Origin of the sequence: Micromonospora sp. BRA006-A (genome assembly GCF_033433935.1) — a bacterium.
GTDB classification, from domain to species: Bacteria; Actinomycetota; Actinomycetes; order Mycobacteriales; family Micromonosporaceae; genus Micromonospora; species Micromonospora aurantiaca.
This window is the reverse complement of sequence record NZ_JANCLW010000001.1, coordinates 6,350,454-6,365,204: the sequence shown is the minus strand read 5'-3', so window position 1 is coordinate 6,365,204 and position 14,751 is coordinate 6,350,454. Positions and strand designations below refer to the sequence as shown.

The following is a 14,751-nucleotide window of genomic DNA, read 5'->3' as shown; positions in this document are numbered from 1 at the left end:
CGGAGATTACCGGTTGCCCCGGCCGTCACGGGGCAACTCGGCCACCCCGATCACCCGGGCGGGAGATACGCCAACTGCACCAGGCGCACCCCCTCCCGGCGGGTGACCAGACGCGCCCGGCCCGGCGGCAGCGGCCCTGCCTTCACCTGGCCGACGAGCGCGCCCTCCTCCGGACCGCCCGACATCACCAGCCCGGCCGTGGACAGCTCGCGCAACCGCTGCACGATCGGCTCGTACGCGGTCCGCCCGGCACCGCCGGTCCGCCGCGCCAGCACCAGGTGCAGCCCGACGTCCCGCGCGTGCGGCAGGTGGTCCTCCAGCGCCCGCAACGGGTTCGTCGGCCCGCCCGCCACCAGGTCGTAGTCGTCCACGAGCACGAACAGCTCCGGTCCCGTCCACCACGACCGGCTGCGCAACTGCGCCGGTGTCACCTCCGGCCCCGGCTGCCGCCCCTGGAGATAACCGGCGGCCGACTCGATCAGCTCGGCGGTGTGCGGCGCGGCGGTGCCGTACCCGATCAGGTGCGGCGTCTCGATCACGCCCATCAGGCTGCGCCGGTAGTCCACGAGCATCACCCGGGCCTGCTCCGGCGTGAACCGGTTGACGATCGAGGTGGCGAGCGCCCGCAGGAACGACGACTTGCCGCACTCGGCGTCGCCGAAGACCAGGAAGTTCGGCTCGGTGGCGAAATCCAGCACCACCTGGGACAGATCCGCCTCGGCCACGCCGATCGGGAACGCCGGCCCGCTCGTCGTGCTGTGGTCCAGTTCGGCGTACGGCAGCACCGGCGGGAGCAGCCGCACCCGGGGCGCGGGCGGACCGCTCCACGCGCCGGCGACCGCCTTGACCAGGTCGGCGGTCTCCGCGCCCAGCGCCTCGACGCGCGGTTCGGCGGTGAGGAAGTGCAGGCCGCCCGCGGTCATGCCGCGACCCGGCCGCTCCTCCGGCACGGTGGCCGCGAGCGCGCGCTTGACCACCACCGAGTCGGCCGGGTCGCCGAGACGCAACTCCAGACGGGAGCCGAACAGGTCACGGATCGCCGGGCGGAAGTCCGACCAGCGCAGCGCGCTCGCCACCACGTGCACCCCGTACGCCAGGCCCCGGGTGGCGAGCTCGGTGACCAGGGGTTCCAGATCCTCGTACTCGCCGCGCAGCGTGTTCCAGCCGTCGACCACCAGGAACACGTCCCCGAACGGGTCCGGCGCGCCCGCCGCCCGCCGCCGTCGCCACGCGGCCATCGACTCCACCCCGGCCTCGGCGAAACGCCGCTCCCGCTCGGCCAGCAGACCGGCGACCTCACCGACAGTACGGCGCACGGCGGTGCCGTCGGTCCGCCCGCTGACACCGCCCACGTGCGGCAGGTCGCGCAGCGTGCCGAGCGTCCCGCTGCCGAAGTCGAGGCAGTAGACCTGCACCTCGGTCGGGGTGTGGGTGAGCGCGAGCGCGCAGACCAGGGTGCGCAGCAGACTGGACCGGCCACTGCGGGTGGTGCCGACCACCGCGACGTGCCCGGCCGCGCCGTCCAGCGCCAGCCAGAGCAGGTCGCGCCGCTGCTCGAACGGCTTGTCCACCACCGCCACCGGCACCTGGAGCGCACCGTGCAGCTCCGGATTCGCCACCGTGAGCCCGCGGACCGGGTCGGCGCCGACCGGGCCGAGCAGCTCGTCCAGGGCGGGCGAGGCGTCCAGCGGCGGCAGCCACACCTGGTGCGCGGGCGGACCCTGCCCGGCCAGCCGGTCCACGAGCAGGTCCAGCAGCGTCTCGCCGCTGTCGTCCTCGGCCGGCGGAGCGACCGGCATCGGCGGCTCGGGCACCGGGACCAGGTGGGTGGAGAACGCGAGCACCCGTGCCTCGCCGGCGCCGGACGCGCCCGCCGCCCCGCCGCGACGGCGGACCGCCCCGGAGACGTACGCGGCCTTGAACCGGACCAGCGGGTCGGTGCCCGAGCGCAGGTAACCGTGCCCCGGGCTGCGCGGCAGCTCGTGCGCGTCCGGCACGCCCAGCACCGTCCGGGACTCCAGCGCCGAGAACGTCCGCAACCCGATCCGGTACGACAGGTGCGTGTCCAGCCCGCGCAGCCGCCCCTCCTCCAGCCGCTGGCTCGCCAGCAGCAGGTGCACACCCAGCGACCGGCCCAGCCGGCCGATCTGCACGAACAGGTCGATGAAGTCGGGCTTGGCGGACAGCAGCTCGGAGAACTCGTCGCAGATCAGCAGCAGCGACGGCAGCGGGGCCAGCGGCGAGCCCGCCGCCCGGGCCCGCTCGTAGTCGCGCACGCTCGCGAAGTTGCCGGCCCGGCGCAGCAACTCCTGCCGGCGCATCAGCTCCCCGTTTATCGCGTCCACCATCCGGTCCACCAGCGGCAGCGCGTCGGCCAGGTTGGTGATCACGGCGGCGGTGTGCGGCAGCCGCTCGAACGACGCGAACGTGGCGCCGCCCTTGAAGTCGACGAGCACGAAGTTGAGCTGCTCCGAGCTGTGCGTGGCGGCCAGCCCCAGCACCAGCGTGCGCAGCAGCTCCGACTTGCCCGACCCGGTCGCGCCGATCAGCAGGCCGTGCGGGCCCATGCCGTCCTGCGCCGACTCCTTCAGGTCGAGGTCGATCGCCCCTCCGTCGGCGCCCACCCCGATCGGCACCCGCAGCCGGTCCCGCGCGGCCCGGGGCGCCCAGCCCTGCTCGGCGGTGAAGCTCTCCGGGTCACCGAGACCGAGCAGCTCGGGCAGGCCCAGCTCGGCGCCGGGCGGCGCGTCCGGTCCGCGTACCGTGCCGGCCAGCCGCAGCGGCGCGAGCCGCCGGGCCACCGCCTCCGCGTCGGCGGGCGCCAGCGCGTCGGCGGCGCCCACCTCGGCGTGCCCCTCCGCGGAGTGCGAGTGCAACCGGCCGTCGACCAGGTCGAGCAGGAGCGCGTACCGGTCGAGCAGCCGGGGCGGCGGAGTGTCCAGGTCGAGCACGGTGACCGCGTCGATGCCGCCGTCGCCGGCCAGGTCGGTCGCGCCGGTCAGGTCGCCGCCGTCGAGCACCACCACGACGTGCGGTCCGTCGGTGGCGGTGCCGTGCGGGCTGAACCGGGACCGGGCACCGAGTACGTCGTCGAGCAGCCGTTCCAGGTCAGCGGCGGAGCTGGTGACCAGCCGCACCGGGCCCAGCGCGTCGGTGCGCGCCGGATGGTGGGCGTGCGGCAGCCACTTCACCCACTCCCAGGCGCTGCGGCGTTCCGGCCCGGCGCAGACCGCGATCAGCAGTTCGTCCGGCGCGTGGAAGACGGCGAGCTGGGTGAGCACCGCCCGGGCCAGCGCCTGCGCGGCGGGCGAGCCGGCGCCGCGTACCGGGCCGGCCGGGCCGCGCACGAAGACCCGGGCGAAACTGCGCAGCGACAGCGCCACCGGCAGGTCCGGCACCACCGAGTACGCGTCCAGGAAGCGCCGCAGCGCCCCGGCCGTCATCGGCTCCAGCTCCTCCAGCGGGCGGGTGACCGGCGGGACCAGCGGGGTGGCGAGCGTCTGCGGCCCCACACCGACCCGGACCACGGCGAAGTCCGGGTCGCCCGGCCGGCGCTCCCAGACCCGGTGACTGTCGACAGTCGACCAGAGCCGCCCCGGCTCGGGATGGCGGTAGGACAGCCCGGCCCGCTGGGCTCCGGCGGTCTCCCGCACCCGGCGCCGGAGCGTGGCCAGGTGGCGCAGGTACTCCCGGCGGGCGGCCATCAGCTCGGACTTCTTCGGCCCGGCGCTGCCCCAAGTGGTCACCAGCATCGCCAGCGAGGAGAGGCCGAACATGCCGCCCACCACGTACGAGTAGGCACCGCCGCCGCGGCCGAACATCATCGCCATGGCCACCGTCCCGCCGAGCATCGGCAGCACCATCAGCGCCTGCTGCCAGCGCCCACCGGCGGCGGCGGGGATCTCCGGCGGCGCCTCGACGGGCAGCTCACCGACCGGGATCTCCGGTGCCGGGCGGCGTGGCGGCCGCTTGATGACGACAGTGGACACTCACCCTCCCCGGAAGTGGCTCTGGGTAACCCGAGCCTGGCTCATCGTAGGTAAAGTCCTCTCGTCCGTCAGCCCACTCCCTCCGCCCGATATGGAGATGCCTCGATGACAAGCGGGCTCGCCCGGGTCACGATCAGCGCGCCCAGGCGGCGGGTCGACGTGGCCCTCCCGGAGCAGGTGCCCCTGGCCGAGCTGCTGCCCGAGGTGCTCCGGCACGCCGGGGAGGGGCTGGCCGACGACGGGGAGCGGCACGGCGGATGGGTGCTGCGCCGGACCGACGGGGCGGTGCTCGCCACCGCCCAGGCGCTGCTGCCGCAAGGAGTGCGCGACGGCGAGGTGCTGCACCTGGTGCCGGCCCGCGCGCAGTGGCCCGAGCTGGAATACGACGACGTGGTCGAGGCGATCGTGGACGGTGCCCGGCGCCGGGGCGCTGCCTGGTCCGGCCGGGCCACCCGGGCCGCCGCGCTCGCCGGTGCCGCCGTACCCCTGGCCGTCGGTTTGGTCGCCGTGGTCGCGGACGGTCCGGGCGCGCGCGGCTGGCCGGTCGCCGCGGCGGTCGCCCTGATCCTGGTGCTCACCGCCACCGCGGCGTCCCGGGCGTACGGCGACGGCCCGGTCGGCGCCACGCTCGGCGGGTACGCGCTGCCCTGGGCCGCGGTGGCCGGTGCGCTCGCTGTCGCCTCCGGCGACCCGGTCGGCCCGATCCCCGGCCTGCGCTGGGTGGGTGCCCCGGAACTGCTGGTCGGCTCGGTGGCGCTGCTGCTGGGGGCGGTGCTCGGCCTGCTCGGCGTGGCCAGCCGGTCCCGCGTCTTCGTGGCCGGGGTGACAGTCGGCCTGGCGGGCGTGGCGGCAGCGCTCGGCGGGCTCCTGCTCGACCCGGACGGCACCGCCGCCGTCCTGCTCGCCGTGCTGGTGTTCGCGCTCGGCGGGCTGCCGCTGCTGGCGATCCGGGTCGGCAAGCTGCCGCTGCCGCCGCTCACCCTGCCCAGCCCGGCCGGCACCCGGGATCTGCCGGACCGGGGCCGGGTGCACGCGGCGGTGGCCCGCGCCGAGGAGGTGCTCACCGGGATGCTGCTCGGCCACGCGGTGCTCGCCGTCGGTGCGGTCGCGGTGCTCGTCTCCGTCGGCCGGACCGCCGGGCTGCTGCTCGCCGCCGTCGCCTGCGGGGTGCTGCTGCTGCGCTCCCGCCTGTTCGTGGCGGTACGGCACCGGGTGCCCGCGATCGTCGCCGGGCTGACCGGGTTCGCCCTGCTGGGCGTGGTGCTGGCCGACGGGGCCGGTCCGGGTGCCCGGCTCGCGCTGACGGTGGGCGGGCTGGCCCTGGCCCTGACGGCGGTCACCGCCGGGGCCACGTACGCCAGGCGGCCCGTCTCCCCGTACCTCGGCCGGCTGGCCGACCTGACCGACACCGCGCTCGTGGTCGCTGTGGTGCCGGTGGCCTGCGCGGTGCTCGGCCTCTACGACCGGGCCCGCGACCTGCTCGCCTGAACACGCGGGGGCCTGGGTCGCGACGCGCGACCCGGGCCCCCGGCAAGCATGATCGTCAGTGCAGCGTCTCGCCGCGCGCCTCGGCCTCCTTGGCGCGCCGGTACGACGCGGCGATCTCCGCCTCGGCCTCGACCCGGCCCACCCAGGTCGCGCCCTCGACCGACTTGCCCGGCTCCAGGTCCTTGTAGACCTCGAAGAAGTGCTGGATCTCCAGCCGGTCGAACTCGCCCAGGTGGTGGATGTCGCGCAGGTGCTCCTGACGCGGATCCTCGTAGGGCACGCAGAGGACCTTGTCGTCGCCGCCCTTCTCGTCCGTCATCCGGAACATGCCGATGGTGCGGCAGCGGATCAGGCAGCCCGGGAACGTCGGCTCCGGCACCAGCACCAGCGCGTCCAGCGGGTCGCCGTCCTCGCCCAGGGTGCCCTCGATGAACCCGTAGTCGGCCGGGTACTGCGTGGAGGTGAAGAGGGTGCGGTCCAGCCGGATGCGGCCGGTCGCGTGGTCTACCTCGTACTTGTTCCGGTGACCCTTGGGGATCTCAACCGTGACGTCGAAATCCATCTTCCACGCTCCCTCGTTTGCCCACGCTGGCTAACGGAAACCAGCGGCTCACCCCCGGCGCGGGGTGAACGCCCCCCGCCGGCTCCGGCCGCCGCATAGTGTTCGGACCGAAGTAGTGTCGCCCAAGGCGATTTCGAGCGGGGAGGAGGGGGCCGTGGGGAGGGAAGATTCACACTACCGCCCCGAGAGGGTTGACGGGCGCGGGTCCGCCGGTTCCGGTTCCGGCGGGGCCACCGGGCGGGTGTCCGTCCCGGGTGCCAACGTCCCTCATCGTCCGGCTCCGGCTGCCGGCTCCGCCCGCGTCGGCCCGCCGCACCACGGCTCCGGCCCGCCGCACTACGGTCACGGCCCGGCGAGCGGCTCGGCCCGCGTCGGCCCGCCGCACGATCCCACGGCCGCGCTGAACCGGCCCGGCGCGCCGGACTCGATCCCGGTGAGCCCGCCGGTCCCGCCGGTCGGCGCCGCGCCGCCCGTACCCTCCGGGCCGCCCCCGGGCCGGCCGCGACGCCGCCTGCAGCTCGTCGCGGCGCTCGCCTGCGTGCTCGTGCTGGCCCTGGCGGTGGCCGGGCTCGCGGTGCTGCGCCCCGGCCCGGTCGCCGGGTGGCTGGGCGACGACGACAGCACGGGTACGGCGGTCGCCGCGCCGCCCGAGCCCACGCCGCCGGCCGTGCTGGCCGGACCGGACGGCAACGCCCCGCTGCCCACCGAGGCCGGCATCCGCTCCGCCCTCGACCCGCTGGTCCGCGCCGCCGCGCTCGGCGACCGGGTGCACGTGTCGGTGGCCGACGTGAGCACCGGCCAGGCGCTCTACGGCAGCGGCCAGGACACGCCCACCGTGCCCGCCTCGGTGACCAAGCTGGCTACCGGGGTGGCGGTGCTCGCGGCGCGCGGCCCGGCCTACCGGATCCCGACCCGGGCCGTGGCCGGCGCCAACCCGGGCGAGGTGGTCCTGGTCGGCGGCGGTGACCCCACGCTCGCCGTGGACAAGAACGGCTTCTACCCCGGCGCGGCCCGGCTGGACGACCTCGCCGCCCAGGTGCGCGACGCGCTCGGCGGCACCGCCCCGACCAAGGTGATCGTCGACTCGTCGCTGTTCAGCGGCCCGGTCTTCGAGCCCGGCTGGGACGCGGACATCCCGACCGGCGGCTTCGGCGCGGCGATCACCGCGCTGATGACCGACGGCGCCCGGAAGAACGCGGCGGAGGCGCGGCGCACCGCCGAGGAGACCAACCACGCCGCCGAGCGGGTGCCGCAGCCCGACCTGACCGCCGGCCGGCAGTTCGCCAAGCTGCTCGGCCTGACCGGCGGCGCCGCCCAGGTGAGCCGGGGCACCGCGCCGGCCGCGTCCGGCGCCACGGGTACGGCCCCCGGCGCCGAGCTGGGCACTGTCGAGTCCCTGCCGATGATCCGGCTGGTCGACATCATGATCAGCGACAGCGACAACGTGATCGCCGAGGCGATGGCCCGCCAGGTGGCGCTCGCCAAGGGCAAGCCGGGCTCGTTCGTCGGCGGCGCGGCCGCCACCGACCAGGTGCTCGGCGAGCTGGGCCTGCCCGCCGGCGAGATCAGCCTCGCCGACGGCAGCGGGCTGTCCCGCACCAACCGGATCAGCCCTTCGCTGCTCACCGACCTGATCACGCTCGCCGGCAACGGCAGCCACCCCGAACTCGCCGCGATCTTCGGCGGACTGCCGGTCGGCGGCTGGTCCGGCACGCTCGACGAGCGCTACCGGGCGGCGGCGACCCGCGCCGGAGCGGGCGTCGTCCGGGCCAAGACCGGCACGCTGAGCGGCGTCAACGCGATCGCCGGCACGGTGACCACAGCCGACGGCCGGCTGCTCACGTTCGCCGTTCTCACCGACCGGACCCAGGGCTCGCTGGACGAGACCCGGGCGGCGCTGGACCGGATCAGCTCCGCGCTGGCCGGGTGCGGCTGCCGCTGACCGACGGGCGTCGATCGGCCGGCGCGAGCCCGGGTGGGGGTGTTCCGGCGCGGGTACGGTGGGTTCATGGCGCAGTTCGTGGACTGGGATCTGGCCGCCGCGACAGCGGGGGCGCTGAGCAAGTCGGGCCCTCGGGTGTCGTACGCCGAGGCCACCGACGTGGTCGGCGATCTGCGCCGGCTGACCGACGAGGCGGCCGGTCACGTCGCCGACTACACCGGCCTGCGTGCGCAGGTCGCGCACCCGCCGGTACGCGTGGTCGACCGCCGGGACTGGGCGGCGGCGAACATCGCCGGGCTGCGTGAGGTCGTCTCCCCGCTGGTCGAGCGCCTCTCCGGCGACAAGCGGCCGGGCGCGCTCATCGAGGCGATCGGCTCCCGGGTGACAGGTGTGCAGGCCGGCACCGTGCTGGCGTACCTCTCCGGCCGCGTGCTCGGCCAGTACGAGGTCTTCGCCGGAGACCCCGGCCAGCTGCTGCTGGTGGCGCCGAACATCCTCGAGGTCGAGCGGAAGCTCGGCGCCGACTCGCGCGACTTCCGGCTCTGGGTGTGCCTGCACGAGGTCACCCACCGCACCCAGTTCACCGCCGTGCCGTGGATGCGCGCGTACTTCCTCGGCGAGGTGCAGGCCTTCGTGGACGCCTCCCAGGGCGGCGAGCACCTGCTGGAACGGCTCCGCCGCGGCGTCGCGACGCTCTCCGACGCGGTGAAGGACCCGGAGAGCCGGGCCAGCGTGCTGGACATCGTGCAGACCCCGGCCCAGCGCGCCGTGCTGGACCGGCTGACCGCGCTGATGACGCTGCTCGAGGGCCACGCCGAGTTCGTGATGGACGGCGTCGGCCCGCAGGTCATCCCCAGCGTCGAGTCGATCCGGGCGGCGTTCAACCGGCGCCGCGAGTCCGGCAACCCGCTGGAGAAGGCGATCCGGCGGCTGCTCGGCATCGAGGTCAAGATGCGCCAGTACGCCGAGGGCCGCAAGTTCGTGCACGGCGTGGTCGACCGGGTGGGGATGCAGGGCTTCAACAAGATCTTCTCGTCCCCGCTGACGCTGCCCCGCCTCGACGAGCTGGGCGACCCGGACGCCTGGGTGTCACGGGTACACGGGCCCGCCGGTGCCACCCCGCCCGTCGGCTGATCCGGCCGGTCCGCTCGGCCCGGCTTCTTCCGCGGGGCGGACTGATTCCGGCGCTCGGTCGCGCCGCTCGCCGTCGCCCGCTCCCGCCGTCGCCGCCGTGCGGCTCGCCGTCCGCCGGATGCTGACCGGCCTGCCCGGCGGCGGCCCGGTGCTGGTGGCCTGCTCCGGCGGTGCCGACTCGCTCGCGCTCGCCGCCGCCACCGCGTTCGTGGCCCCCCGGCTCGGGCGCCCGGCCGGCCTGGTGACAGTCGACCACGGCCTGCAACCCGGATCCGCGGAACGGGCCGAGGCGGTCGCCGGCTGGGCCCGCGCCGCCGGGCTCGACCCGGTCGAGGTGCTTCCGGTACGTGTGGACGGCCGGCCCGGCGGACCCGAGGCGGCCGCCCGCGAGGCCCGGTACGAGGCGCTGATCGCCGCCGCCCGCCGCTACGACGCAGCCGGGGTGCTGCTCGGGCACACGCGCGACGACCAGGCCGAGACCGTCCTGCTGGCGCTGGCCCGGGGCGCCGGACCGCGCGGGCTGTCCGGGATGCCGGAGCGGCGCGACGTCGACGGGGTGCCCCTGTTGCGCCCGCTGCTCGACGTCACGCGCGCCGACACCCGGGCCGCCTGCGCCGCGCTCGGGCTCGACCCGTGGGCGGACCCGCACAACGCCGATCCGGCGTACGCCCGCGCCCGGGTCCGGGTCGACGCGTTGCCCGCACTCGTCGACGCGCTGGGGCCGGGGGTGGTGGCGAACCTGGCCCGTACCGCTCACCTGCTCGCCGCCGACAACGCCGCGCTCGACGCGCTCGCCGACGCCGCGCTCGCCGACGTCCGCACCGCTGACGGCGGGCTCTGTGTCGCCGGGCTCGCCGAGTTGCCGGCCGCCGTCCGTACCCGGGTGCTGCACGCCTGGGCCCGCGAGCTGGGCGCGACGCCGGCCGCGCTGTCCCACAGTCACGTGGCGGCGCTGGACGCCCTGGTCACGGCGTGGCACGGACAGGGCCCGGTGCACCTACCCGGCAACCATCAGGTCCGCCGCCACACAGGCCACCTCCTGCCCTGACCCGCGCGGCCGCCCTCCGCCTCGCCCTGCCCACTCATCCCCGCCCCGTTGATCAAGGACTTTTGGTCCCGATCCGCCCCTCTCGAGCCCGCAAACTCCCTGATCACCGCTCCAGGGGTGCGACCGACGGCGTCGATCATGAGGTTGACGGGGAGAAAACGGGCGGAAAGTGCGGTCAACTTCATGATCGACGGGGCAGACCCGGGCGGGGCGGGGGTGGGGGTGGGGTGGGGGTGTCAGGTGGTCTGGCGGTCTCGGAAAGTCGTGCGGTAGGCCAGCGGGGTGGTGCCCACCCGGCGGGTGAAGTGGTGCCGCAGCGCCGCAGCGTCGCCGAAGCCGGCCTGCTCGGCCACGCCCTCCACGCTCAGCGAGGTGTCCTCCAGCAGGTGCCGGGCCAGCAGCACCCGCTGGTTGGTCACCCAGTCGTGCGGGGTGGTGCCGGTCTCGGCGCGGAACCGGCGGGCGAACGTGCGCGGCGCCATCCCGGCGCGTGCCGCCAGCTCGTCCACTGTCACCTGCCGACGCAGGTGTCCCATCAGCCACTCCAGCACCGGTTCCAGCGTGGGTGCCTCCGGCGCCTTGGGGATCGGCGCCTCGACGTACTGCGACTGGCCGCCGTCGCGGTGCGGCGGCACCACCATCCGGCGGGCCAGCCGGGTCGCCACCGCGGAGCCGTGCTCCTGGCGTACCAGATGCAGGCAGGCGTCGATGCCGGCGGCGGTGCCGGCGCTGGTGAGCAGCCGGTCGTCCTGCACGTAGAGCGAGTCGCACTGGACCCGGGCGGCCGGGAAGCGCCGCTGGAGTTCGTCGGTGTACCGCCAGTGAGTGGTGCAGTCGCGCCCGTCGAGCACACCCGCCTCGCCAAGGACGAACGCGCCGGCGCAGACGCTGAGCAGCCAGGCGCCTCGCTCGGCGGCGCGGCGCAGCGCGGCGAGCACCGGCTCGGGTACCGGGGTGCCGTCGGCGTGCGCGGGCACCGCCACCAGGTCGGCGTCCTCGACCGCGCCCAGGCCGGCGGTGGGGGTGAGCAGGAACCCGGAGCGGCTGCGGACCGCGCCGCCGTCGGCGGTGCAGACGTCGAACCGGTATCCGGGGAAGTCGTCGGCGGTGCGGTCGGTGCCGAAGACCTCGGCGAGCACGCCGAGTTCGAACGCGGCGACCTGGTCCATGGCGATGACGGCGACCGAGCGGAGCATGTGACGAGGGTAACCCGACATGTGGCAGGAAATCGATGCCCGATGACATTCCTGCCACTGTCCGGATCGGTCGGTGGCTCGCAGAATCAATGGTGTCCGGTGCGCATCGGCGGCGAAAACAGTCTCAACCATGCGAAAGCGAGCGCCGCCATGACCGTTCTGCTGCTTCTGCTCTTCCTGCTCCTCCTCGTCGGCGCCAGCGCCCTCGGGTTCACCGCCGACACCCGCGACTCGGCCGACTGGAAGCCGAGCGACGACGGGCAGCGCTGGCGCTCCCGTACCTGCTGAGGTGATTTATTCAGTTCGCGCCGAAAATCCCCGGCGGGACCGCGCCAAAAGGGGCGGCCCCGCCGACGGCGGCGCGGGGGCGTACGGCAGGCTAGGAGCATGGCTGACGGCTCCTGGTACGACGCCGACATCGACCACGTGATCATCTCGGAGGCGCAGATCCGCGACAAGACCGCGGAGCTGGCCAAGCAGGTCTCGGCGGACTACGCCCACGTCGAGGACGGCCTGCTGCTCGTGTGTGTGCTCAAGGGAGCGGTCATGTTCATGGCCGACTTCGCCCGCGCGCTGGGCCGCCAGGGCCCGCCCGCCGAGCTGGAGTTCATGGCCGTCTCGTCCTACGGCCAGGGCACCACCTCGTCCGGCGTGGTCCGCATCCTCAAGGACCTGGACCGGGACATCGCCGGCCGCCACGTGGTGGTCGTCGAGGACATCGTCGACTCCGGTCTGACGCTGTCCTGGCTGCTGCGCTACCTGGAGTCGCGCTCCGCGGCGAGCGTCGAGGTGGTCGCGCTGTTCCGCAAGCCGGACGCGGTCAAGGTGCAGGTCCCGGTCAAGTACGTCGGGTTCGACATCCCCACCGAGTTCGTCGTGGGCTACGGGCTCGACTTCGGCGAGCGGTACCGCGAGGTGCCCTACGTCGGGGTGCTCAAGCCCGAGGTGTACGCGCGGGCCTGAGGCTTTGCCGAGCCCTTCGTCAGCTGACATTCAGCGGGCTCTCAGTCTTCCGGTCTACGGTAGGAGCCGGTGACGTGGAGGCACCCTCCACGCCCGGCCCCTCGAACCGCGTGACCGTGCGGTGTGGGCGGGCCGGGTGGGAGCTCCCCGCCACGCCGGCTCAAACCCGGGTTCGCCCTACGCGTAAGTGCCGGGCTCGCAAGCTCACTCGTCGCGCGTACGGTGTACCGTCGAATGACCGTGGTGCGGCAGTTTGCGTGCCCCGGGGGTCGGGCCGGCCCGCACGGCGGCCCCGGCCGCCGCTCAAGGCGGCGACACCATTCAGACGGTCAGGACGTCGATCAGGAGGATGCGGGCGCCTCGGCACCCGACTACAGCATGGAACGTACGCGTTTCTTCCGCCGACCGGTGGTCTGGATCATCCTGGTCATCCTCGGCGCCGTTGTGCTCAGTCAACTGTTCACCGCTGGTCCCAGCTACCACCGGGTGGACACGTCCGTCGCGCTCGACCAGCTCAACAAGGGTGGCATCGAGAAGGTCGTCTTCCAGGACAAGGAGCAGACGCTCCAGCTCGACCTGAAGGACAAGGCCAAGTTCGACGGCGACACCACCACTGACAAGATCGAGGCGCAGTTCCCGTACGAGGTCGGCGGCCAGGTCTGGAACCAGGTACGCGAGGCCGAGGCGGCGGACCGCATCACCGGCCCGGTCGACACCAAGGTGTCGTCGGACAGCATCTGGGTCAGCCTGCTGGTCAACCTGCTTCCCATCGCGCTGCTCGTGCTTCTGCTGCTGTTCTTCATGTCGCAGATGCAGGGCGGCGGCTCCCGGGTGCTCAACTTCGGCAAGTCCAAGGCGAAGATGATCACCAAGGACACGCCGAAGACCACCTTCGCTGATGTCGCGGGTGCGGACGAGGCCGTCGAGGAACTGCACGAGATCAAGGACTTCCTGCAGAACCCGGCTAAGTACCAGGCCCTGGGCGCCAAGATCCCGAAGGGCGTGCTGCTGTTCGGCCCGCCCGGTACCGGTAAGACGCTGCTGGCCCGCGCGGTCGCCGGCGAGGCCGGGGTGCCCTTCTACTCCATCTCCGGCTCCGACTTCGTCGAGATGTTCGTCGGTGTCGGCGCCAGCCGCGTCCGCGACCTGTTCGAGCAGGCCAAGTCGAACGCCCCGGCGATCGTCTTCGTCGACGAGATCGACGCTGTCGGCCGCCACCGTGGCGCCGGCATGGGTGGCGGTCACGACGAGCGGGAGCAGACGCTCAACCAGCTGCTTGTCGAGATGGACGGCTTCGACACCAAGGGCGGGGTCATCCTGATCGCCGCCACCAACCGGCCGGACATCCTCGACCCGGCGCTGCTGCGCCCGGGCCGGTTCGATCGGCAGATCCCGGTGGACGCCCCCGACATGGAGGGCCGCAAGGCCATCCTGCGGGTGCACGCCAAGGGCAAGCCGTTCACGCCCGACGTCGACCTCGACGCGGTCGCCCGGCGTACCCCGGGCTTCAGCGGCGCCGACCTGGCCAACGTGATCAACGAGGCTGCGCTGCTCACCGCTCGTAAGGAGCAGCGGGCGATCACCAACGACTCCCTGGAGGAGTCGATCGACCGGGTGATCGCCGGCCCGCAGCGCCGGACCCGGGTGATGAGCGACCAGGAGAAGAAGATCACCGCGTACCACGAGGGTGGGCACGCGCTTGTCGCCTGGGCGCTGCCGCACGCCGCGCCGGTGCACAAGGTGACCATCCTGTCCCGGGGTCGCTCGCTGGGTCACACGCTCGTGCTCCCCACGGAGGACAAGTACACCCAGACCCGGGCCGAGATGATCGACACCCTGGCGTACGCGCTGGGTGGCCGGGCGGCCGAGGAACTGGTCTTCCACGAGCCGACCACCGGCGCCGGCAACGACATCGAGAAGGCCACGCAGCTGGCCCGCGCGATGATCACGCAGTACGGCATGAGCTCCAAGCTCGGTGCGATCAAGTACGGCACCAGCGGCGACGAGCCGTTCCTCGGCCGCAACATGGGCCACGAGCGGGACTACTCCGACGCGGTGGCGGCCGAGATCGACGGCGAGATGCGTGCGCTGATCGAGCTGGCCCACGACGAGGCCTGGGAGATCCTGGTGGAATACCGGGACGTCCTGGACAACATGGTCCTGGAGCTGATGGAGAAGGAGACCCTCTCCACCGCCGATATGGCCCGGATCTGCGCGCGCGTGGTCAAGCGCCCGCCGATGGCGCCGTACCACGGCTTCGGCAAGCGTCAGCCCTCCACCGAGCCGCCGGTGCTCACCCCGGCCGAGAAGGAGGCGCTGGCCGCGCAGGCCCGCGCCGACGCCGCCGCCTCGATCGGTGGTTCCAGCAACAACTCGGACGGTACGCACTGAACAGCGATCCGACGACGGCCGGCTCCCACCACAGGGAG

General features: G+C 74.0%; 10 protein-coding genes. 7 read left to right on the top strand and 3 right to left on the bottom strand.

What is annotated here, in order from left to right; all coding sequences use genetic code 11:
* Positions 1-50 precede the first annotated feature (50 nt).
* On the bottom strand, positions 51-3,989 hold the full coding sequence (gene eccCa / locus NMK34_RS29170) for a type VII secretion protein EccCa (protein ID WP_318336005.1): 3,939 nt from the start codon (positions 3,987-3,989) through the stop codon (positions 51-53).
* 105 nt (positions 3,990-4,094) lie between these two features.
* Between eccCa and eccD the strand changes: the two genes are divergently transcribed.
* Entirely contained in the window at positions 4,095-5,477 is a 1,383-nt protein-coding gene (gene eccD, locus NMK34_RS29165; protein ID WP_318336004.1) for a type VII secretion integral membrane protein EccD, read from the top strand.
* Between the two features lie 55 nt (positions 5,478-5,532).
* Here eccD and NMK34_RS29160 read toward each other — a convergent pair whose 3' ends face one another.
* On the bottom strand, positions 5,533-6,039 hold the full coding sequence (locus tag NMK34_RS29160; protein ID WP_318336003.1) for an inorganic diphosphatase: 507 nt from the start codon (positions 6,037-6,039) through the stop codon (positions 5,533-5,535).
* A gap of 433 nt (positions 6,040-6,472) precedes the next feature.
* On the opposite strand from NMK34_RS29160, the gene dacB reads away from it, so the two are divergent.
* From dacB to tilS, 3 genes are all read left to right on the top strand, one after another.
* Positions 6,473-7,981: a D-alanyl-D-alanine carboxypeptidase/D-alanyl-D-alanine-endopeptidase gene (dacB, locus tag NMK34_RS29155; protein WP_412098932.1), complete on the top strand. Its 1,509-nt coding sequence runs from the start codon at positions 6,473-6,475 to the stop codon at positions 7,979-7,981.
* Between the two features lie 66 nt (positions 7,982-8,047).
* Entirely contained in the window at positions 8,048-9,115 is a 1,068-nt protein-coding gene (locus NMK34_RS29150; protein WP_318336002.1) for a zinc-dependent metalloprotease, read from the top strand.
* A 118-nt stretch (positions 9,116-9,233) separates the two neighbouring features.
* Positions 9,234-10,163, top strand: coding sequence for a tRNA lysidine(34) synthetase TilS (gene tilS, locus NMK34_RS29145; protein WP_318336453.1), 930 nt, complete (start codon positions 9,234-9,236; stop codon positions 10,161-10,163).
* A gap of 236 nt (positions 10,164-10,399) precedes the next feature.
* On the opposite strand, the gene NMK34_RS29140 is transcribed toward tilS, so the two are convergent.
* Positions 10,400-11,359: a GlxA family transcriptional regulator gene (locus NMK34_RS29140; protein WP_318336001.1), complete on the bottom strand. Its 960-nt coding sequence runs from the start codon at positions 11,357-11,359 to the stop codon at positions 10,400-10,402.
* A gap of 150 nt (positions 11,360-11,509) precedes the next feature.
* Between NMK34_RS29140 and NMK34_RS29135 the strand changes: the two genes are divergently transcribed.
* From NMK34_RS29135 to ftsH, 3 genes are all read left to right on the top strand, one after another.
* Positions 11,510-11,647, top strand: coding sequence for a hypothetical protein (locus NMK34_RS29135; protein ID WP_167796943.1), 138 nt, complete (start codon positions 11,510-11,512; stop codon positions 11,645-11,647).
* 99 nt (positions 11,648-11,746) lie between these two features.
* Positions 11,747-12,322, top strand: a complete 576-nt coding sequence (hpt, locus tag NMK34_RS29130; RefSeq protein ID WP_013288988.1) for a hypoxanthine phosphoribosyltransferase — start codon at positions 11,747-11,749, stop codon at positions 12,320-12,322.
* Between the two features lie 378 nt (positions 12,323-12,700).
* Positions 12,701-14,713 carry an ATP-dependent zinc metalloprotease FtsH gene (ftsH, locus tag NMK34_RS29125; protein ID WP_135242355.1) on the top strand — a complete coding sequence of 671 codons (2,013 nt, stop codon included), beginning with the start codon at positions 12,701-12,703 and terminating at the stop codon, positions 14,711-14,713.
* Positions 14,714-14,751: the final 38 nt, after the last annotated feature.